Below are 19,380 nucleotides of genomic sequence, written 5' to 3'. Positions count from 1 at the left end.
GGTGATCACGGCGTCCATCCAGCATGATGTTCCGATGAACGAGACCGAGGAGGAAGACGACCTGCGGGGGATGCAGCTCGTCTTCCTGCTGGTGTTCTTCGGCGCCGCCGGCGGCCTGCTCTACCTGATCAGCTGGCTGGCCCGCCCGAACTTCCTCTACGACAGGCCGTACCTCTGCTTCGCGCTCGCCGGCGGCCTCTGCTACCCGGCCCGCTACCTGGTCGAACGCTTCGACTGGTGGAACCGCCTGGAACAACGCCGCCGCGCTCGCCCGCCCCGGAAGGGCGCCGGCACCGCGATGCGGGTCATCCGGGTGTTGATCGGCGTGCCGATCGCGCTGTTGGGGGTCGCGGCCGTGCCTCTGGGGATCCAGAGCAGCCGCGCCGACGAACGGTTGGCGGCGGCGGGCCCGGTGGTCACCGCGCAGGTGATCGCGATCGAGTCCGACCGGTGGTCGGAGGCCGAGCACGTCACCGTGAAGATCGCTCGGCCGGGCGACGGCATATCCGTCGAGCTGAGCGATGGCGACCTGATCGAGCCGCTGCCCGCGGTCGGCGACCAGGTCAACGTGGTGGTCGACCCCGACGACCCGTCCTACGTGCTGGCTGTGGACGTCGACCGGAGCTGGAGTTGGTGGGAGTACCCGCTGATCGGCCTGGTCGCACTGTTCACGCTCGCTGTCGGGCTGTGGATCGCGTTCCCTTGACCGCTGAGTTCGGCGATCAGGGTGCAGGCGGCGGCGAGGGCTGAGGACTGGGACGGGTAGGAGCCGTGCCAGAGGGGGTTGTCGGGCTGGGGGAACAGCTCGTCGTCGATGTCGGCGTACCACTGGCCGGCTGTGCGGAACACCCTTGCGTGCAAGTGCGATTCGGTCACCGCGTCACTCCTGGAAGTGAGACCTGTGTACTTCTCCAGGATGTGACGGCGAGCGGCCGGAACCGCACAGCGACACGCGGTCAGGTGACGAGGACGGTGAGCCGCTGGGCGGTGTTGTTGGCGAAGCCGCCGCGGTTCCAGGGGGCTTCGATCGGTTGCTCTCGGCCACTGGCGTCGATCGCGCGGACGGTGAGGACGTGTTCACCCGGCGTTGCCGCCCAGTCGTGGGTGAAGGAGCGCCAGGAGAGGTCATCGTTGCCAGCGGCATCCAGTTCGGCGGTCTGCCAGCTGACGCCGGCGTCGGTGCTGACCTCGACGCGCTCGATCGGCGCCCAGCCGGACCAGGCCCGGCCCTGGAGCGTGACGGTGCCGGCGGCAACGAAGCGGTGCCGGCTCATGAAGTCGGGGAAGCCGGGCGGGATCAGCAGCGCGCGCGGCTCGATCCGGGTCACCGGGGCGCCGAGCTCGTCGGCCTCCTGGCGGATCCGGTAGGCGACGGCGTTCTGGAAGCCGCGGAACTCGTGGTCGATCAGCTCGATCGAACGCAACCACTTCACGCTCGCCATGCCGTACCAGCCGGGGACGACGAGGCGCAGCGGGAAGCCGTGTTGCGGCGGCAGCGGGTCGCCGTTCATCTCCCAGGCGACGATCGCGCCGGAGTCCATTGCCTCGGTCAACGACAGGCCGCGCTGGTAGTCCTGTTCGACGCCGCGCTCGATACCGTGGTCGGCGCCGGTGAAGACGACGTCGACGGCGTCCGAGCGGATGCCCGCGTTGCGCAGCAGGTCGGCGAGGAGGACGCCCGTCCACTCCGCCGTGCCGACGGCCTCGTTCAGCCAGGGCTGGCTGATCGGGCGCGGTTGCAACGACGCGCGGCCGTTGCCTGCGCACTCCAACGTGACGCGGACCGTACGCCGTCCCATCGCGCGCAGCTCGGTCAGCCCGATCGACAGCGGTTGTTCAACGCAGCCGTCGACCTCGAGCCGCCAGGTCTCCGCCGTACCGACCGGGATGTCGTAGTGGACCAGCACGTAGTGCAGGCCGGCGGGCGTCACGTCGTACCGCAAGGCCTCCAGCGGGATCCCGTGATTACGCGCCGCGAGTTGTAGCTCGTCCCCGGTGATGCCCTCCCCGGTGTCCGCCAACCGCCCCCGTACGCTGAACTGCTCGATCGACATGCCCTCACACTAAGTCGGGCCGGACGTCAGAGCCAGCCGTTGTCGACCGCTATTCGCGCGGCCTCGGCGCGCGTCCGGGCGCCGGTCTTGCCGATCGCGGCGGACAGGTGATTACGCACGGTGCCCTCGGACAGATGCAGCTCGCGGGCGACGTCGGCGACCGTGCCGCCGGCGCGCGCGGCCCGCAGTACGTCGGACTCCCGGCCGGTCAGCGGGCTCGTACCCGCGACCAGGGTCTCGGCGGCGAGTGACGGGTCGACCACGCGCAGCCCTTGGTGCACCCGGCGGACGGCGTCCGCGAGCTGCGCCGCCGGGGTGTCCTTGACGACGAACCCGGCCGCGCCGGCCTCCATCGCGCGGCGCAGGTACCCGGGCCGGCCGAAGGTGGTCACCATCAGGATGCGGACGGCGGGCACGGCCTTGCGCAGCGCGGCCGCGGCCTCGATCCCGTCCAGGCCGGGCATCTCGACGTCGAGCAGCGCGACGTCCGGCGTACTGGACTTCGCGGCGGCGACCACCTCGTCGCCGCGGCCGACCTCGGCGACGACCTGCAGATCGGGCTCCAGATCGAGTAACGCGGCCAGCGCGCCGCGTACGAGCGCCTGATCATCGGCGATCAACAGTCGAATGGTCACGGGGTCACCTCCACAGCGAGTCGGAAGCCGCCGCCCGGCGCCGGGCCGATCTCGACGGTCGCGCCGGCGGCGTCGGCGCGTTCGCGCAGGCCCATCAGGCCGTGGCCGGTCGCACCCGGGGCCGGGCCGCGGCCGTCGTCCAGGACTTCGATACGGCGGGCGGAGAACTTGATCGTGCAGCGCTTGGCGCCGGAGTGCCGGACGACGTTCGTGACGCCCTCGCGGATGACCCAGGCGAACAGCTCGCGGTTCGCCTCGGGGACCTCGTCCATCGTCGTCGGCAGCTCGGCCTTGATCTCGGCCGCCTGCAGCGCGGCGCGCGCCGCGACCAGCTCACCGGCGAGGCTCAGCTCGCGGTACCCGGCGACGGCGGCGCGGACGTCGGCGAGCGCGGCCCGGGCCAGGCTCTCGACGTCGGCCACCTCGGTCGCGGCCCGCTCGGGATTGGCCTGGATCAGCCGCCCGGCCAGCTCGGCCTTGACGGTGATGACGGTCAGCGAATGGCCGAGGATGTCGTGCAGGTCGCGGGCGAACCGGTTCCGCTCCTCCTGGACGGCGAGTTTGGCCATGTCCTCGCGGGCCGCGGCCAGCTCGGTGCCGCGTTGCATCGCCCGGCGCATCCCGAACACGGCGAGGCCGCCGAGGAAGATCGCGAGGCCGTAGGTGCCGTCGTCCGACCAGCCTGGCACCAGCCGCATCGACAGCTCGGCGCCACCGAGCAGGAGGGCGACGATCACCACGCCGAGCCGGATATCGAGCGAGACCATCGCCGTCGCGCCGATGTAGACCAGGCAGGTGAGTGCGGTCTGGCCGGCGGTGGTGATCAGCAGCAGCGCCAGAGCGAGCATCGCGCCGAGGTAGGTCAGCCGCTGCCACAGCGGGGACGCGTTCGGCCGGAAGCCCTGCCAGCGCAGGAGGAAGAAGTACCCAAGGTACGACGCCGCGAACACCAGCAGGTTGATCAGACCGAGCACCCGGGTGACGCCGTGCTGGGTCTGGGCGATCTCCTGCAGCGGCTGGCCGAGGTAGAACAGCCAGACCCCGACGGCCAGAAACCCCAGCCGGCCGCGCCGCTCCGAGTATTCGGGCTCGGCGGCCGGTGGGAGCTTCATGAAGGCCACGCTATGCCACGTCCTCAGGCTCGCGCGGTGTCCGCGCGGAAGCGGCGTAGGGCGATGACGCCGAGCACGACCGTCCAGGCGAGCACCACGAGCAGGGCTTGGGTGTCCACGCCGGCGGCGGTCAGCGCGCTGCGCGACGTCTGGCCGGTCCAGTACGCCGGGGTCAGCTGCGCGATGTGCTTCATCAGCGAGGGCATCTGGTCGACGGGCAGCCATAGTCCGCCGAAGGCCGCGATCAGCATGGTGCTCAAGCCGGTGATGGGCTGCACGCTGTCCGGTTTGGCGACGTACCCGATCACCAGGCCGATCGCGGCGAACGGGAGCGCGCCGAGCCACGAGACCAGCGCGACGGTGATCCATTGGGTGGCGTCGAGGTGGACGTGGCCGGCGACGCGACCGAACAGGAAGACGATCAGCAGCGGTGGCACCGCGAGCAGCAGGGAGAGGATCACTTTGCTGGCGACGTACGCCTGGGGTGTGAGCGGGGTCAGGCGGAGCGTCCGGTTCCAGCCGCCGTCGCGTTCGGCGGCGATCGCGCCGCCGCTGCTCATCGCGGCCGACATCGAGCCGAACATCGCCATACTGACCATCACGTAGGCGATCGCGGAGATCCCGCCCTCGCTCGCGCCGTCCGGGATGGTCAGACCGAAGATCGCGAACAGGACCACCGGCATCAGGACCGAGAACAGCAGTACGCGTTTGTTGCGCAGCGTGCGGCGGATGTCGAACATCAGGTAGGTGCGGTTCATGCCAGGGCCTCCTGTTCCGCGCTGATCGCGAGGACGGCGTCCTCGAGGTCGGCCGAGGTGACTTCGATGTCGTGCGCGCGGGTGCTGGCGAGCAGATAGCGCAGGGTTGCGTCGGAGTCCGCGCACTGGAGGAGGACGACGTCGCCGCGGGTCTCGACACTGCGCACGCCGTCCAGGGCAGCGAGGGCGGCGAGGTTCGCGCCGGGGATGGTGGCGCGGATGGTGCGGCCGGAGACGCTCGCCTTGATCTGCGCGGCGGTGCCGTCGGCAACTATTTTCCCGTTGCGCATCAGCACGACGCGATCGGCGTACGCGTCGGCCTCTTCGAGGTAGTGGGTGGCGAACAGCACGGTCCGGCCGCGCGCGGTCTCGGCGTGCATCGACGCCCAGAAGTCGCGGCGAGACTCGACATCCATCCCGGTCGTCGGCTCGTCGAGCACGATCAGCTCCGGCTGCGGCACGATCGCCATCGCGAACCGCACCCGCTGCTGCTGGCCGCCCGACAATCCCTTCAGCTTCCGGTCGCGCAGATCCGCGATCCCGGCCCGTTCCAGTGCTTCGCCGACCGGCATCGGCTCCTTGTGCAGGCCGGCCACCAGATTCAGCAGCTCCCCGACCTTGGCGTCCTCGATGATCCCGCCGCTCTGCAGCATCACCCCCACGAGCCCTTTCGCGATCGCCTCCGCCGGGCTCCCGCCGTACACCCGCACCTCGCCCTGATCAGGCCGCGCCAACCCCAGCAACATCTCGATCGTCGTCGACTTGCCGGCCCCGTTCGGCCCCAGCAGCGCCACGACCTCCCCGGCGCGGATCTCCAGATCCACCCCCGCCACCGCTTGCACCGCCCCGTACTTCCTCGTCACACCCCGCAGGCTCACCGCACTGGTAGTCATGAGAAAACCCTGTCCCAGCAGGCCGCCCGTGCCCGCACCCAACCGTCACGACAATCCCATGACATCCGTCAGGTGGTGCTCAGGGTCAGGGCTCAGGGGTCTGCCACCAGGGGATCCGCGGCCGGGTGTTCTGATCGCCGTTGATCATGGTGATCACCCGGATCGCCAGGAACGCGGCGATACAACAGAAGACACTGCTCACCGTGGCGCACACGGCGGCCGCGTAAAGGCCGGACACGACTTCGGATCCGCGACCGCTGACGGCGCCGTTGGCGATCATCGCGGCCAGCCAGCCGGTGATGGCCTGCAGGAGCCAGAACACCCACCAGCTCGTGACTTCCGGCGATTTACGGGTGTGCAGCCAGACGCCGCGCGGCGAGGTCCAGGGATCACTTGCCACCGCGATGTCGCTGACCACACGCCGCGGAATGAAGAACGACGCGATCGGAACGCACCAGCCGCCGATCAGCCAGCCGCGGCCGTGCTGGTGCTGAGCATCGCAGAAGAACTCCGCGTTCCGGCGGGCCCGCCACAGCCAGATGACGAACAGAGTGCCGGCGATGAGCAGCAGCCCGAGATTGACGCCAGTGGTGAGGAGGGTGAACCGGTCGACCGCCTCCAGCCGGCCATCGTCGATCCGGTCGGCGGCGAACTGCTGCACGGCGGACGCCGTCCGCCAATCGGCCACGGTCGACACGACGTTGGCGGCCGCGGCCAGGACGATCGCGACGGACGCAGCGACGCCGTACCCGGGATCCGCCCGGAAGCGCGGCTCGTTGGCTGCGTGCGGTTGCGTTCCAGCTGGATGCATGCGACCAGCTTGAGTTGAATCCGGCCTGCTTGGAGGTCACCGACCGCTTGTTGCCATCCAGCCTGAGGCCCGGGGATCGGCTGATCCCCGGGCCGGCGTTCGATCAGGCGGGGAGGGTCCAGATCTGGTTGGCGCTGGCGGCGCAGGTCCAGATCTGCAGGCGGGTGCCGTCGGCGGAGGATTGGCCGGTGGCGTCGAGGCACTTGCCGGAGGCGGGGTTGCGGAGGTTGCCGTTGGACTGTGCCTGCCAGGTCTGGGCACCGGTGCCGTTGCAGTCGTAGAGCTGGGTGACGGTGCCGTTGGTGGTGCCGGCGGCGGCGACGTCGAGGCACTTGCCGAGGGCGCGGATGGTGCCGTCGGTGCTGACGGTCCAGGTCTGGCCGGAGCCGGAGCCGCAGGTCCAGAGCTGGACGGCGGTGCCGTTGGCGCTGTTGTTACCGGCGACGTCGACGCACTTGCCGGCGATGCCCTTGATCTGGCCGGTCTTACCGGTCGGCGGGTTCTGGGTGCCGCCCGCGGCGTCGAAGATCGCGCTCAGCAGCGAGAGGCTGCCGGTCGCGTCCTGGGACAGCTCCCAGTTCATGATGCCGCCGGCGTTCGCGACCGCCCACTGGGTCTTGCGCTTGATCGTGGGGATGCCGTTGTAGCACTGCGTCCCGCCGTTCTGGTAGCAGTCCACGTTCGCGTTGGCCGGGTTCTGCGCGACGATGTCCTTGTACGCGACGTACGTCGGGCGGCTGTAGAACGGGACGCCGAAGACGGCCTTGGCCTTGGGCAGGCCGCGGTTCTTCCAGAAGTTCATGGCGTTGACCGACCAGTCGTAGTTGGCGTGCGGGCTGCCGCCGTCGTACGCCATGATGTTCAGCCAGTCGACGTAACCGAAGACCGCGGGCTGGACGCCGTTCGCGGTCCCGCCCTCGGAGATGACGGCCGCGGTGAGCAGCTTGCCGTTGTTGTGCAACGTGGTGCTCAGCTGCTGCATGAGCAGCGTGAACCGGTCGCCCGAGACACCCGGATCCGGGTACTCCCAGTCGATGTCGACGCCGTCCAGGTTGTACTGGTTGATGGCGCCCATGACGGCGTTCACGAACGTCGTCCGCGAGCTCGCGTTGGCGGCCAGCGCCTCGAACGCGGAGTCGTTGCCGTTGTTCCAGCCGCCGATCGCGAGCGAGACCTTGACGCCGTTCTGGTGCGCCAGGCTGACCAGCTGGTTCAGCTTCCCGGGGTCGGGGATCGCCTGCAGACTGCCGTTGGAGTTCGGCAGCGCGAACGAGTAGTTGATGTGGGTGAGCTTGCTGTACTGGATCGCGGTGACGCTGCCCGACCACGACGGCATGTAGCCGACGCTCTTGAAACCGGCGGGCAGGGCGTTCACCGCAGTGACGGCCGTGGGGGCGGTCACGGCGGCCGGGGCGGCCTCGGCTTTCGTCGTCGCGAGGGTGCCGACCAGTCCGGCGGTGCCGGTGACGAGGGCCAGCGCCGCGACCGCGAGCCGACTTCGGGTGAATGACTTCATGGGGGCGGATTCCTTTCGGAGGGGTCCCTCGCACCGCACCCGACCGCCCGTCCGAGGGCAGGCAGCAGCCGTCGAACGGTCGTCTCGGCACCTTCTCGTGGGGGCGGCTTGTTGCGAAGGTGAATATAGAAAAGATCTGACCGAAGTGCCGTTAGTTTGCTCGCCGGTCACAGTCGCGTCAAGGTGTCGTGACATACGAGAATGCGCATTCTTGCCCGCCCCGGAAACCCCCGCTGGGAAAGCGGTACCGGTTCCGGAATTTTCCGGACAACGCTTGCCGATCCCGAACTGGTCTCATCCTGAGCCGGGCGTTTCGGCCTGGATCGAAGGGAGTGAGTGGCGGCTCGATGCTTCCTACAGTGAGCCGACCTGCATCTACATCGTTGGAGGAACGCGATGCGAATCTCGGCACGACTCGGCGCGGTGGTCTCGGCGGTCGCCCTCGCCCTCACACTCCCGGTCGCCGGCGCCACAGCGGCCCCGGCGGCCCCGCTGGGCGAGAGCGGATCGGTGGTGGCGGCCGGTACGGCGGGCACGTTGTTCCATGTGACGCTCACCAATCGCGCCACGGGGCGATGCCTCGAGGATCGGAGCGGCGCGATCAAGACCGGCACCGGGTGTGGCAACAGCTTCCAGCGCTGGGATTGGCAGCCGCAGTCCGATGGCTGGGTGATCATCAAGAATGTCGGCACCGGGCGCTGTCTGGATGCATCGGCCAGTGGCGGCGTCTACATGCACAGCTGCAACGGCGGGTGGAACCAGAAGTGGTCGCAGGCGGGCGACGCGACGATCTCGAACGCGACCATCTCCCAGGTCGTGCTGGACAGCAACAGCAACGGCGACGTGTACATGCACAACTGGAACGGCAACAACAACCAGAAGTGGAACAGGTGACCTGCTGATCACCTGAGCCCGGCTCCGATGGGGCCGGGCTCAGTTCTGGCTGAGGGTTTTGAGGCCTTGCCAGAGGAGGTCTTGGAGGGTGCGGGCGACCTTCTGCGGGGTTGGGGGGTTGGGGGTGCGGGAGCGCCAGATGGCGAGGCGTTCGGTGGCGCCGGAGATGGAGTGGGCGAGGATCTCGATCTCGTCGGCGTCGGTGGGGCGGTCCGGGGGGAGGTTGAGGCGGACCATGGTGGAGATGAGGTCGATGAAGGCGTTCCGGACCTCGTCGGTGGCGGCGGCCATCGGGCCGGCGGCGAGCATGCCCTCGTCGATCAGGACCGACCAGGCCTGCGGGTGGTCGTCGAGGAACTGGAACCAGGCGACGAAACCCGCGTAGAGCGCGTCCTCGACGTCGGCGGCCGCCATGACGGCGTCCGCGACGTACTCCAGGAGCTGGGTCCGCAGGCTGGCCAGGCAGGCGAGGAACAGACCGTCCTTGGAGCCGTAGTACTGGTAGATCAGGGGTTTCGAGACCCCGACCGCGGCGGCGACGTCGTCCATCGAGGTGCCCTGGTAGCCGCGTTCGCCGAAGATCCGCTCGGCCGCGGCGAGGATCTCCCGCTCCCGCGCGGCGCGGTCGCGCCGGCGTTTCGGGCTCTGTTGCTCGGTGGTGGACGTCACTTGCACATCGTAACTGACTATGAGTAACTTACCGGGAGTAAGTTCGTCCGCGAGGAGGTCCTGCCATGGAGAACAAGCACCGGATCGTGGTCATCGGCACCGGGTTCGCCGGGATCGGGATGGCGATCCGCCTCAAGCAGGCGGGGTACGACGACTTCGTCGTCCTCGAGCGCGCGGATGACGTCGGCGGCACCTGGCGGGACAACACCTACCCCGGCTGCCGCTGCGACGTCCCCTCGCATCTGTACTCGTTCTCCTTCGCCCCGAATCCGGACTGGTCGTCCACGTTCTCCCCGCAGCCCGAGATCGAGCAGTACCTGCGCGACGTCACCGACCGGTACGGCGTCCGCCCGCACATCCGCTTCGGACACACCGTCGAGAAGGCGGTCTGGGCGGATGGCGAGTGGCGGATCACTACCGACCAGGGGGACTTCGTCGCCCAGTTCGTCCTGTCCGGGATGGGCCCGCTCGCCGAGCCGTCGGACCCGAAGCTGCCCGGGATCGAGAACTTCGAGGGCGAGATCTTCCACTCCGCCCGCTGGAACCACGACCTCGACCTGGCCGGCCGCAAGGTCGCCGTGGTCGGCACCGGCGCGTCCGCGATCCAGTTCGTCCCGGCGATCCAGCCCGAGGTCGAGGAACTGCACCTGTTCCAGCGGACGCCGCCGTGGGTGATGCCCCGGCCGGACCGCAAGATCTCCGCCGCCGAGCGGGCCGTCTTCCGCCGGTTTCCCCTGGCCCAGAAGGCGATCCGGACCGGGATCTACTGGGCGCGAGAGTCGTTCGTCCTCGGTTTCGCGAAGCTGCCCGCGATCATGAAACAGGCCCAGAAGGTCGCCAAGACGCATCTCGATCGGCAGATCCGCGATCCGGAACTGCGTGCCAAACTCACGCCCGACTTCACGCTCGGCTGTAAGCGCATCCTGCTCTCCGACGAGTACTACCCGGCGCTCGCGCAGCCGAACGTCGACGTCGTCACCGACGGGATCGCCGAGGTCACCCCGACCGGTATCGTCGACACCGAAGGCGTGAAACACGAGGTCGACACGATCATCTACGGCACCGGCTTCAAGGTCACCGACCTCCCGGTGATGGACATGCTCTACGGCCGTGAGGGCCGCTCGCTGCGCGAGGCCTGGTCGGAAGGGATGGAGGCTCATCTCGGCACGGCGGTCGCCGGCTTCCCGAACTTCTTCCTGCTGATCGGCCCGAACACCGGCCTCGGCCACAGCTCGATGGTGTTCATGATCGAGTCCCAGATCGCGTACATCCTGGATGCGCTGAAGACGATCGACAGTCAGGGGCTGCGCGAGGTCGAGGTCCGGCCGGAGGTGCAGCGGCAGTTCGTCCATGAGGTCCGCTCGTCGATGAAGAACACGATCTGGACCCGAGGTGGCTGCACCAGTTGGTACCTGGACGCCGAGGGCCGCAATACCACCCTCTGGCCGACGTTCACCTTCCGGTTCCGGCAGCTCACCCGGCACTTCGACGCGGACGAATATCGAACTCTCGCTATGTGACATCGTGCGTGTTACATTCGATCGGTCAGATACCTGATCGGAGGGTGCCGGCGTGCTGGAGCTCTTGGTGCCGATGCACGGGATCGGCGGGCGTGGTGATCTGCCGGTGCCGCTCTGGCTGGCGATCTACTCGGCCGGCGCCGCGGTCGCGGTCTCGTTCTTCGCGCTCGCGGCCTTCTGGTCCCGTCCGCGGTTCGAAGCGGTGGGCGGTACGCCCCTCGCCGTCCTGACCAAGGTGGTCGACGCCCGTGCGACGCGGTGGGCGCTGCGGCTGCTCGGCGTACTGGCTCTGGCGCTGCTGATCGGCGCGGCCTGGTTCGGCAGCTCCTCCCCGGCGGAGAATCCGGCGCCGACCTGGTTGTACGTCTGGATCTGGGTCGGCATCATCCCGCTGTCCCTGCTCTTCGGCCCCGTCTGGCGGTTCGCCAACCCGTTGCGCACGATCGCCGGGCTGGTCCGGCGGACGTCGTACCGGGCGCTGCCGGAGCGGATCGCGTACTGGCCCGCGGTGGCTGGGCTCGCCGGGTTCGTCTGGCTCGAGCTCGTCCACCCCGAGGCCTCCGAGCCGCTCGTGGTGGCGGCGTACGTGACGGCGTACGCCGTGCTCAACATCGCGGCCGGGATCGTCTACGGCCCGGCCTGGTTCGCGATCGGCGACACGTTCGAGGTGTACGCCGAGGTCCTGGCGCGGCTCAGCCCGTGGGGCCGCGACGACGCCGGGCGGATCGTGCTGCGCAACCCGCTGGCCGGGCTCGCGACCATGCCGCAGCGGTCGGGTCTCGTCGCACTGCTCTGCCTGCTGCTCGGGTCGACGGGGTTCGACGGTGTCTCGCGCTGGTCGGTGTGGACGAGCCGGACGAGTGACCTGAGTCAGGGTGGGCATCTGCTCGTCTACACGCTCGGTCTGTGCGTCGCCGTCGCGCTCGTGACTGCGCTCTTCGTGCTGGCGGCGCGGACCACCGGATCGGCCGAGATCCGGCCGGGTGCTGTCGGCGCCGCGGGGCTGCCGGGGGCGTTCGTGCACTCACTCGTCCCGATTGCGATCGGCTATGCGGTCGCGCACTACTTCTCGTTCGCGATGTTCCAGGGGCAGGACGGCGTGCTGCTCGCCACCGATCCGTTCGGCCGGGGTTGGGATCTGCTCGGCACCAGCGGGATGCGCATCGACTACGCGTTCCTGGGTACTGGCCTGATCGCTGGAGTTCAGATCGGCGCGATCGTGCTCGGACACGTACTCGGGGTCGTGTCCGCTCACGATCGCGCCGCCGGTCTGTTCCGGCGCCGGCAGTTGCGGCAGGCGCAGTACCCGATGCTGGCCGCGATGGTCGCCTTCACCGCCGGCGGGATCGCGCTGGTGACGGCCTCATGATCGTCCTGCACATGGGCGGTATCCCCGAGACCGCGATGGTGCTCGGGCCGATCCTGCTGATCATCGCGTTCATCCGGATCGCCAAACGTCACGAGGCCGAGAATCCGGACCCGGCGTACGACGACTGGGACGCCGACCTCGGCGACCTGCCGCCCGCCGATGCCCCGAAGGTTGCCCGTCCGGGCCGATAGTTGCCGAGGGCCCAACCCCGGACGGCGGTGCGCCGTCTGTCTGTTCGTCAACCAACGAACAGCTCGGGGGAACCACTCATGAACAAACTCATCAAGGGGCTCGCGGCAACGATCGCGGCCGGCGGCGTCGTCCTCGGCGGCTCGGCGCTGTCGAGTACCGCGAGCCCGGTCGCGCAGTCGCAGCAGGCGCCGGTGAAATTCGTCAAGCGCAGCTGGGACTGCTTCGGTCACGTCGGCTGTCTGGCGAGCGCGCAACTGCCGAGCACCTGGCGGCACGTGAAGGTCGACGACTTCCAGAACCGCTTCGTCGACAAGCAGGGCCAGCTGGCGTGGTTCGACACGGCGTACGGCGCCGAGGTGACGACGGCGCAGGCGCTGAAGCGCAAGCAGAAAGCGCTCAAGGGCGTATCCGGACTGCGGGTGATCAGTACGGCGACGACCACGATGAAGTCGGCGACCGGGCAGGGGCCGCTGACCGTCAGCACGATCGTCTACACGTACAAGAAGGGCAAGACCACCCGCTGGGTCGCCACCCGCTACATCGGGAACTGGGGCTATCCGGACGCGGCGATCGAGCTGACCGTGGCGGGCTCGCCGAAGAACTCGAAGTTCCTCGGCACGGTCCTCCTGAAGGGGACGACGACGCTGACACAGGGCTCCAACTAAATCGCCGGACCGTGCGTCTAGTTCCGCGTCGGGCCACGAGGAGCCCGGCGCGGAGCTGAGGGGGACCACATGAACAAGAAGCGTTTCGGCGTACTCGCGGGCGTCGGAGCCGTGCTCGGATCGGGCGGGCTGCTCGCGGCGACGATGCTGCCGAGCTCGGCCGACACCAGCAAGACCGAGCAGCCGACCGCGCAGACCCAGGCGACCGCGATCAGCTACGGCTACCGGTACTTCCAGTGCTCGCAGCCGAAGGAGTGCCACGCGACCGCCGTCCTGCCGAAGACCTGGAAGCACGTCTACCAGGGCGGTACCAAGACCGCCTTCAACGACCCGACCGCCAACCGGATGATCCGCTTCAACACCTGGCTCGGCGACAAGCCGCCGTCCACCGAAGCGGCCGCCCGGAAGAAGGTCGCCGACCTCAAGGGCGTCTCCGGTCTCAAGATCCAGAACGTCTACACGGCCCGCATGCAGTCCACCAACAGCCAGGGCCGGCTCACCATGACCACCGTCGTCTACACCTACAAGAGCGGCAAGACCACCCGCTGGGTGGCCACCCGCTACCTCGGCCAGCACGGCGAGAACAAGGCCCAGACCGAGATCACCGTCGGCGGCGTCCCCGCCGACTACAAACTCCTCGGCACCGCCCTCCTGAAGGCCACCCAGTCCTTCGCCCTCGCCGGCTGACCCAAGCTCTCAGCTCCAGGCCCGGGGACTCGCTCCCCGGGCCTGTGTCATATCTCAGCGAGGTAGAATGGTGGAACGATTGAGGTAGAAAGGTTGCCGGGTGAGCCTGAACATCAAGAACGAAGACACTCATGGACTTGTTCGCGAGCTGGCGCGGTTGACCGGCGAGTCTCAAACGACGGCGGTCGACACTGCCGTCCGGGAGCGTCTTGCCCGGGTTCGGCGCCTCCGTGGGGCTGGGCTGGCGCACCGGCTGCTTGCTATCGGCGCCGATGCGGCGCATCGGCTGCCGGATGAGGTGCGGACTGTCGATCACGGCGAGCTGCTCTACGACGAGAACGGGCTGCCCCGGTGATCATCGACACCTCCGCACTGATCGCTATCCTGCGCGGCGAGCCCGACGCCGCCGAGTTCGCGGACGCGATCGAGGCTGCGACCTCACGCCGGATGTCGGCGGCGAGCTTTCTCGAGGCGGCGGTCGTGATGGACAGCGCGCGCGATCCGGTGGTCAGTCGCCGGTTCGACGAGCTGGTGGCGGCTGCGGAGATCAGCATCGAGCCCGTGACCGAGGCGCAGGCGAGGATCGCGCGCGCGGCGTACCGCGATTTCGGCAAGGGGAGTGGCCACCCGGCCGCGCTGAACCTCGGTGACTGCTTCGCCTACGCGCTCGCCCATGAAGCCGACGAACCCCTGCTCTTCAAGGGCAAGGACTTCATCCACACCGATCTCAGGTCGGTGCTGCCGGGCTGAGCTCAGCCGGTGGAGGGGAGGGTGGTGGGGTCGAGGCCTAGTTCTTCGTAGGCGACGATCTCGATTTCGCGGGCCATGGCTTCGCGGAAGGCGGCGACGAGGGCCTGGCCGGCCAGCGGGATGATGTTTTCCAGGGTGCGCTGGATTTCGGGCCAGCCGTCGGCGGGGAGGCCGGCGTCGGCGAACTGGCGCCAGACGGTGGAGCGGAAGAGCTCTACGTAGGTCTTGGCGACGGCGTCGGCCTGGGCGAAGAGTTTGGGGAGCATCGCGAAGATGGCGTCCAGGGGGACGCCGAGTTTGATCACTTCGAGGCCGGTGCGGAGCAGGTCGGGGTTGGGGATCCGCAGCCGGTCGTTGTCGAGGCGCTCGGCGATGCCGAGTTCGACCAGCTTCGCGATGATGGCCGGGTCGTGCGGGATGCCGGCGCGCTCGGCGAGCTGGAGTTCGTCGAGCTCTTCGGGTTCGGACGGCGTCCAGGGGTTGACGAGGGTCTCGAAGACGCCGAGCGCCATCGCGCCGTCCGGCAGCTCGCTCATCATCCGCTCGACGGCGGCCAGCGTGTAGCCCTTGCCGAGCAGCTCCTGGACGAGCGTGAGCCGGGCCACATGGTCCTGGCCGTAGTACCCGGTGCGACCGGCCAGCCGCGGCGGCGGGATCAATCCACGCCCGGCATAGGCCCGCACATTACGCACCGTCATGCCCACCTTGGCGGCGAGCTGGTCGACGGTGAGCTCCTCGTCTGGTTCCACCCTTGACAGTCTTCCAGATGACACGTTACATAGGGTATGTAACATCTGCCATGGCGCATACTTAATGTCCCGAAGGAGCGGCAAATGGCGATCCCGCTAGCCACCACTGGTACGGCGTCGTTCGATCAGATCGCGATCGTCACCGGGGTGGTGGGGTTGCTGTACGTCGCGCTGGCCGTCTTCCTCTGGCGAGAGCGGACGGGGCGCGTCACACTCGTCGGCAGGCTCGCGGACACCATCGGGCGACTGGACGGAGTCCCCCGATGGGCCGCGCTGTCGCCCTACCTGCACGTCGTCTCGCTGCTGTCTTGCGCGTTCGGCGTCTGGTGGGACATCGCCGTCCACATCGACAAGGGCCGCGACACCGGCCCGTTCGGGACGCCGGCCCACTACCCGATCTTCTTCGGCATCCTCGGCGTGATCGTGACCGGCGTGCTGCCGATCGCGCTCGCGGGCAAGCCGCTGCCGGCCCGCACGATCAAGCTGACCAAGAGCTGGCGGATCCCGTGCAGCGCGGCGCTGATCCTGGTCTGCGGCACGTTCGCGCTGGTCGGCTTCCCGCTCGACGACACCTGGCACCGGCTCTTCGGTGAGGACGTCACGCTCTGGGGCCCGACCCACCTGCTGATGATCGGCGGCGTGGTCTTCTCGATCTTCGCCCGCCTGCTCGCCGTCGCCGAGGTCGAGCAGTTGCTCGGGACGAACAAGCGCCGCCTGTTCCAGGAGATCGCGTCGGTCGGCGCCCTGCTGATCGCGTGGGACCTGTTCAGCACCGAGTTCAACTACGGCGTTCCGCAGTTCCCGCTGATCCTGCACCCGCTGCTGATCGCGTTCGGCGCGGCGATGGCGTTCACGATCCTCCGCGCCCGCCGTGGGCCCGGTGTCACGTTCGGCGCGCTCGCGATCTACCTCGCCGTCCGCGGCGGGATCGCCTGGGCGGTCGACCAGCCGCTCGGCGAGATCCTCGGCCACTTCCCGCTGCTGATCGTCGAGGCGATCCTGGTCGAGGCCGTCGCCCTTGCCCTCGGCAACAAGAACCGCTTCCGGCTCGGTCTGGTCGCCGGCGCCCTGATCGGGACCGTCGGCGTCACCGCGGAGTACGCCTGGAGCCAGGTCTGGATGCCGATCGCCTGGCCGTCGTCGATCCTGCCGTCCGCGCTCGGCTTCGGCCTGTTCGTCGGCGCCGGCGCCGGGCTCGTCGGGGCCTGGCTGGCCACCCGGTACGCCGAGGTCGCGGGCGAGCCGCGATCGACCGACGTCCGCAGTACGCGGCCCCTGGCGATCCGGCGGACTCATCAGTACGGCGCGATCGGGCTGGTCGCCGTCGTCGGGATCATCTTCTTCTGCGTGCCGCGATCGGCCGAGCCGGGCGTGACCGCGACGGTCTCCCTCGAGCGGGTCGCCACCGGCGCCGAGCCGACGGCGTACGTGACCGTCAAGCTGGACCCGGCGACCGCCGCGGACGACGCGCGCTGGTTCGAGGCGCTCGCCTGGCAGGGCGGCGGCCGGATCCTGCACCCGATGGAGAAGCTTGCCGACGGCACCTACCGGTCCACCGGCGCGCTGCCGATGTACGGCAAGTGGAAGTCGATGATCCGGCTGCACACCGGGCAGCGCGACATGGTCGCGATGTGGGTGTACGCGCCGGAGGACGCCGCGATCGAGAAGCCCGCGATCCAGGTCTCGGACGGGCAGACCGTCGAGTTCGTCAACGAACAGCAGACGTTGCGGCGCGAAGAGCGCACCGACGTGCCACGATGGATGTGGAACGGCGGCTATGCCCTGCTGGGTGTGGTCGGTCTGCTGGAGATCGCCGGCATCGCCTGGCTGGTCGGCCGCGGCGCCCGGGGTGGGCGCCTCCGCGCCGCCCATCTGGCCGCCGGCGAACGGGAACGGGAGACTGCGTGACAATTCAGGCTGAGCGGTCGGGGGTCACCACCACCGACGGCATCCATCTGAACGTCGAGACCACCGGACCGGCCACCGCACCGGTCACGGTCCTCCTCGTCCACGGCTGGACCTGCTCCACCGACTCCTGGCACAACCAGGTCGCGGAGCTACCCCGCATCCTCGGGGCGACCGCCGTCCGCGTCGTGACGTACGACCACCGCGGGCACGGTCGCTCGGACGCCGCCCCCGTCGGCTCACTGCGAATCGAGCAGCTCGCCGACGACCTGGTCACCGTGCTGGACGACGCCGTCGGCGACGGGCCGGTCGTGTACGCCGGCCACTCCATGGGCGGGATGACGCTGATGGAGCTGGCCGACAAGCGGCCGGACCTGTTCGGCTCGCGGATCAAAGCGGCCGTGCTCGTCAGCACCTCGTCCGGTCAGGCCGCGCGCGGCGCCTTCGGCATCCCGCCGCGCTTCGAGCCGGCCGCCGTCCGCGTCGCCCCCCGAATCGCGCGGGTCGTAGGCACCCGGGTGGACCGGAGAGTGGAACGCCTCGCAGCCAAGGCCGCAGCCACAACCACGGCAGTTGCCGCGAGGCGGCGGGCTCAGGCCGCCGCTCTGCTCCAGCGGCCTGCTTTGCGGCAGGTGGTGTTCGGGAAGAAGGCCGACCCCGCCGAGATCGACGTCTTCCTGCGGGGGCTCGCGTTGTTGCCGGGGCTTTCGTACAGCGGGTTCTTCGAGGCGATCCTGCAACACGACCGGGCGCACGCCCTGAAGGTGCTGGATCAGATCCCGGTGGAGATCATGCACGGGACGCGGGACCGGCTGCTGCCGCCGCGGCATGCGAACCGGATCGCCGCCGAACTGCCGAGTGCCAGGCTGTGGATGTACCCCGGCGCCGGGCACATGCTGCCGCAGGAGCGGCCGCGGGACGTGACGCATCGGCTGGCGTCGCTGGCGCGCAAGGTGGCTTGAGGGATCAGTCTCATTTCGCTCCGCGGGGTGAGCTGACCGCATAACCTCACAGGCATGCAGCTGCTCTCAGACGTCGTCGTGGTGGACCTGACCCGGGCTCTGGCCGGGCCGCACGCGGGCATGATGCTCGGGGATCTGGGCGCCCGGGTGATCAAGGTCGAGACCCCGGACGGCGGCGACGACAGCCGCGGCTGGGGGCCGCCGTTCGTCGAGGGGGAGTCGACGTACTTCCTGTCCGCGAACCGGAACAAGGAGTCCGTCACCGCGGACCTGAAATCCGCCGAGGGCAAGGAGTTCCTGACCGAACTCGTGCAGCGGGCCGACATCCTGCTGGAGAACTTCCGCCCCGGCGTGCTGGACCGGCTGGGCTTCTCGGTCGAGCGGCTGCACGAGCTGAACCCGGGGCTGATCGTCGTCTCGATCACCGGGTTCGGGCACGACGGGCCGGAGGGCGGCCGGGCCGGGTACGACCAGATCGCGCAGGGCGAGGGTGGTCTGATGAGCGTCACCGGGGAGAGCGAGCCGACGAAGGTCGGTGTCCCGATCGCGGATCTGCTGGCCGGGATGTACGCCGCGTACGGCGCGCTGGCCGCGTTGCACGAGCGGTCGGTGACCGGCAAGGGCCGGGTGGTGCGGACGAGTCTGCTGGCCGCGATGGTCGGCGTCCACGCGTTCCACGGGACGAAGTGGACGGTCGCCGGGCAGGTGCCCGGGCGGATCGGCAACCACCACGCGCAGATCGCGCCCTACGGGATGTTCGCGACGGCGGACGACAGCGTGCAGGTCGCGGTCGGCAGCGAAGGGCAGTGGCGGACGTTCGCGCCGATCGTCGGGCTCGACCCGGCGGACCCGCGGTTCGCGACCAACGCGGATCGGGTCGGCAACCGCGCTGAGCTGATCGCCGCGATCGAGGCCGCGTTCGCGCAGGCCCCGGCCGACAAGTGGCTGGAAACCCTGGCCGGGCAAGGGATTCCGGCCGGTAAGGTGCGCGATCTCCAGCAGGTCTACGAATGGGAGCAGACCCGCTCCCAAGGTCTGCTGATCGATGTCGAGCACCCGGCCCTGGGCTCGATCCAGCTCCCCGGCCCGCCGCTGCGGTTCGACGACCTCCCGTACGCCGGCGCCCGCGAGACCAACGTCCCGCCACCGCGGCTGGGTGAGCACAACGACGCGGTCCGGGAGTGGCTGGCCGAGTAGGCGGTCCGCCCCCTTGACGACGTGCCCGGACCGGTCTAGCGT

Annotated in this window: 21 protein-coding genes; 12 read left to right on the top strand and 9 right to left on the bottom strand. The window is 69.2% G+C overall.

The window, feature by feature from the left end; genetic code table 11:
- The first annotated feature begins 34 nt into the window (after positions 1-34).
- Complete coding sequence (locus HPO96_RS07205) at positions 35-706, top strand: DUF3592 domain-containing protein (RefSeq protein ID WP_171672053.1); 672 nt, start codon at positions 35-37, stop codon at positions 704-706.
- Positions 707-956: 250 nt separating this feature from the next.
- Here HPO96_RS07205 and HPO96_RS07200 read toward each other — a convergent pair whose 3' ends face one another.
- From HPO96_RS07200 to HPO96_RS07170, 7 genes are all read right to left on the bottom strand, one after another.
- On the bottom strand, positions 957-2,054 hold the full coding sequence (locus HPO96_RS07200; RefSeq protein WP_171672051.1) for a sulfite oxidase: 1,098 nt from the start codon (positions 2,052-2,054) through the stop codon (positions 957-959).
- Positions 2,055-2,080: 26 nt separating this feature from the next.
- Positions 2,081-2,689 carry a response regulator gene (locus HPO96_RS07195; RefSeq protein ID WP_171672049.1) on the bottom strand — a complete coding sequence of 203 codons (609 nt, stop codon included), beginning with the start codon at positions 2,687-2,689 and terminating at the stop codon, positions 2,081-2,083.
- The gene (locus HPO96_RS07190; RefSeq protein ID WP_171672047.1) at positions 2,686-3,801 is read right to left on the bottom strand and encodes a sensor histidine kinase; all 1,116 of its coding nucleotides are present in this window, start codon (positions 3,799-3,801) and stop codon (positions 2,686-2,688) included. The genes HPO96_RS07195 and HPO96_RS07190 overlap by 4 nt, the downstream gene beginning before the upstream one ends.
- A 23-nt stretch (positions 3,802-3,824) precedes the next feature.
- Complete coding sequence (locus HPO96_RS07185; RefSeq protein ID WP_171672045.1) at positions 3,825-4,559, bottom strand: ABC transporter permease; 735 nt, start codon at positions 4,557-4,559, stop codon at positions 3,825-3,827.
- Entirely contained in the window at positions 4,556-5,422 is an 867-nt protein-coding gene (locus HPO96_RS07180; RefSeq protein ID WP_337796534.1) for an ABC transporter ATP-binding protein, read from the bottom strand. The genes HPO96_RS07185 and HPO96_RS07180 overlap by 4 nt, the downstream gene beginning before the upstream one ends.
- Positions 5,423-5,537: 115 nt before the next feature.
- On the bottom strand, positions 5,538-6,263 hold the full coding sequence (locus HPO96_RS07175) for a DUF4328 domain-containing protein (protein WP_171672042.1): 726 nt from the start codon (positions 6,261-6,263) through the stop codon (positions 5,538-5,540).
- Between the two features lie 103 nt (positions 6,264-6,366).
- On the bottom strand, positions 6,367-7,779 hold the full coding sequence (locus tag HPO96_RS07170; protein WP_171672040.1) for a glycosyl hydrolase family 18 protein: 1,413 nt from the start codon (positions 7,777-7,779) through the stop codon (positions 6,367-6,369).
- A gap of 396 nt (positions 7,780-8,175) precedes the next feature.
- Between HPO96_RS07170 and HPO96_RS07165 the strand changes: the two genes are divergently transcribed.
- Positions 8,176-8,673 carry an RICIN domain-containing protein gene (locus HPO96_RS07165; protein WP_171672038.1) on the top strand — a complete coding sequence of 166 codons (498 nt, stop codon included), beginning with the start codon at positions 8,176-8,178 and terminating at the stop codon, positions 8,671-8,673.
- A 39-nt stretch (positions 8,674-8,712) separates the two neighbouring features.
- Here HPO96_RS07165 and HPO96_RS07160 read toward each other — a convergent pair whose 3' ends face one another.
- Positions 8,713-9,342 (bottom strand): TetR/AcrR family transcriptional regulator, encoded by a 630-nt coding sequence (locus HPO96_RS07160; protein WP_337796533.1) that lies wholly within the window; start codon positions 9,340-9,342, stop codon positions 8,713-8,715.
- Positions 9,343-9,407: 65 nt separating this feature from the next.
- On the opposite strand from HPO96_RS07160, the gene HPO96_RS07155 reads away from it, so the two are divergent.
- The 7 genes from HPO96_RS07155 (at position 9,408) to HPO96_RS07125 (ending at position 14,525) form a co-directional block, all read left to right on the top strand.
- Positions 9,408-10,862 (top strand): flavin-containing monooxygenase, encoded by a 1,455-nt coding sequence (locus tag HPO96_RS07155; RefSeq protein WP_171672035.1) that lies wholly within the window; start codon positions 9,408-9,410, stop codon positions 10,860-10,862.
- Positions 10,863-10,914: 52 nt separating this feature from the next.
- Positions 10,915-12,231 (top strand): hypothetical protein, encoded by a 1,317-nt coding sequence (locus HPO96_RS07150; protein ID WP_337796532.1) that lies wholly within the window; start codon positions 10,915-10,917, stop codon positions 12,229-12,231.
- Positions 12,228-12,422, top strand: coding sequence for a hypothetical protein (locus tag HPO96_RS07145; protein ID WP_171672033.1), 195 nt, complete (start codon positions 12,228-12,230; stop codon positions 12,420-12,422). The genes HPO96_RS07150 and HPO96_RS07145 overlap by 4 nt, the downstream gene beginning before the upstream one ends.
- A 78-nt stretch (positions 12,423-12,500) precedes the next feature.
- Positions 12,501-13,088, top strand: coding sequence for a hypothetical protein (locus HPO96_RS07140; protein ID WP_171672032.1), 588 nt, complete (start codon positions 12,501-12,503; stop codon positions 13,086-13,088).
- A 69-nt stretch (positions 13,089-13,157) separates the two neighbouring features.
- Positions 13,158-13,775, top strand: a complete 618-nt coding sequence (locus HPO96_RS07135; protein ID WP_171672030.1) for a hypothetical protein — start codon at positions 13,158-13,160, stop codon at positions 13,773-13,775.
- Positions 13,776-13,875: 100 nt separating this feature from the next.
- The gene (locus HPO96_RS07130) at positions 13,876-14,130 is read left to right on the top strand and encodes a type II toxin-antitoxin system VapB family antitoxin (protein WP_171672028.1); all 255 of its coding nucleotides are present in this window, start codon (positions 13,876-13,878) and stop codon (positions 14,128-14,130) included.
- Positions 14,127-14,525, top strand: a complete 399-nt coding sequence (locus HPO96_RS07125) for a PIN domain-containing protein (protein ID WP_171672027.1) — start codon at positions 14,127-14,129, stop codon at positions 14,523-14,525. The genes HPO96_RS07130 and HPO96_RS07125 overlap by 4 nt, the downstream gene beginning before the upstream one ends.
- A 2-nt stretch (positions 14,526-14,527) precedes the next feature.
- Here the strand turns inward: HPO96_RS07125 and HPO96_RS07120 are convergent, their stop codons facing one another.
- Entirely contained in the window at positions 14,528-15,274 is a 747-nt protein-coding gene (locus tag HPO96_RS07120; RefSeq protein WP_337796531.1) for a MerR family transcriptional regulator, read from the bottom strand.
- 84 nt (positions 15,275-15,358) lie between these two features.
- Here HPO96_RS07120 and HPO96_RS07115 point away from each other — a divergent pair, with 84 nt between their 5' ends.
- The 3 genes from HPO96_RS07115 to HPO96_RS07105 are packed head-to-tail and all read left to right on the top strand — an operon-like array spanning position 15,359 to position 19,338.
- The gene (locus HPO96_RS07115) at positions 15,359-17,182 is read left to right on the top strand and encodes a hypothetical protein (protein WP_171672023.1); all 1,824 of its coding nucleotides are present in this window, start codon (positions 15,359-15,361) and stop codon (positions 17,180-17,182) included.
- Positions 17,179-18,141 (top strand): alpha/beta fold hydrolase, encoded by a 963-nt coding sequence (locus tag HPO96_RS07110; protein WP_337796530.1) that lies wholly within the window; start codon positions 17,179-17,181, stop codon positions 18,139-18,141. Before HPO96_RS07115 ends, HPO96_RS07110 begins: the two co-directional genes overlap by 4 nt.
- A 54-nt stretch (positions 18,142-18,195) precedes the next feature.
- Positions 18,196-19,338, top strand: coding sequence for a CaiB/BaiF CoA transferase family protein (locus tag HPO96_RS07105; RefSeq protein ID WP_171672022.1), 1,143 nt, complete (start codon positions 18,196-18,198; stop codon positions 19,336-19,338).
- The last annotated feature ends 42 nt before the right edge of the window (positions 19,339-19,380 follow it).

Origin of the sequence: Kribbella sandramycini, from assembly GCF_013131805.1 — a bacterium.
Taxonomy (GTDB): domain Bacteria; phylum Actinomycetota; class Actinomycetes; order Propionibacteriales; family Kribbellaceae; genus Kribbella; species Kribbella sandramycini.
Note: the sequence above shows the minus strand (reverse complement) of the source record. Positions and strands in the feature narration are given on the sequence as shown.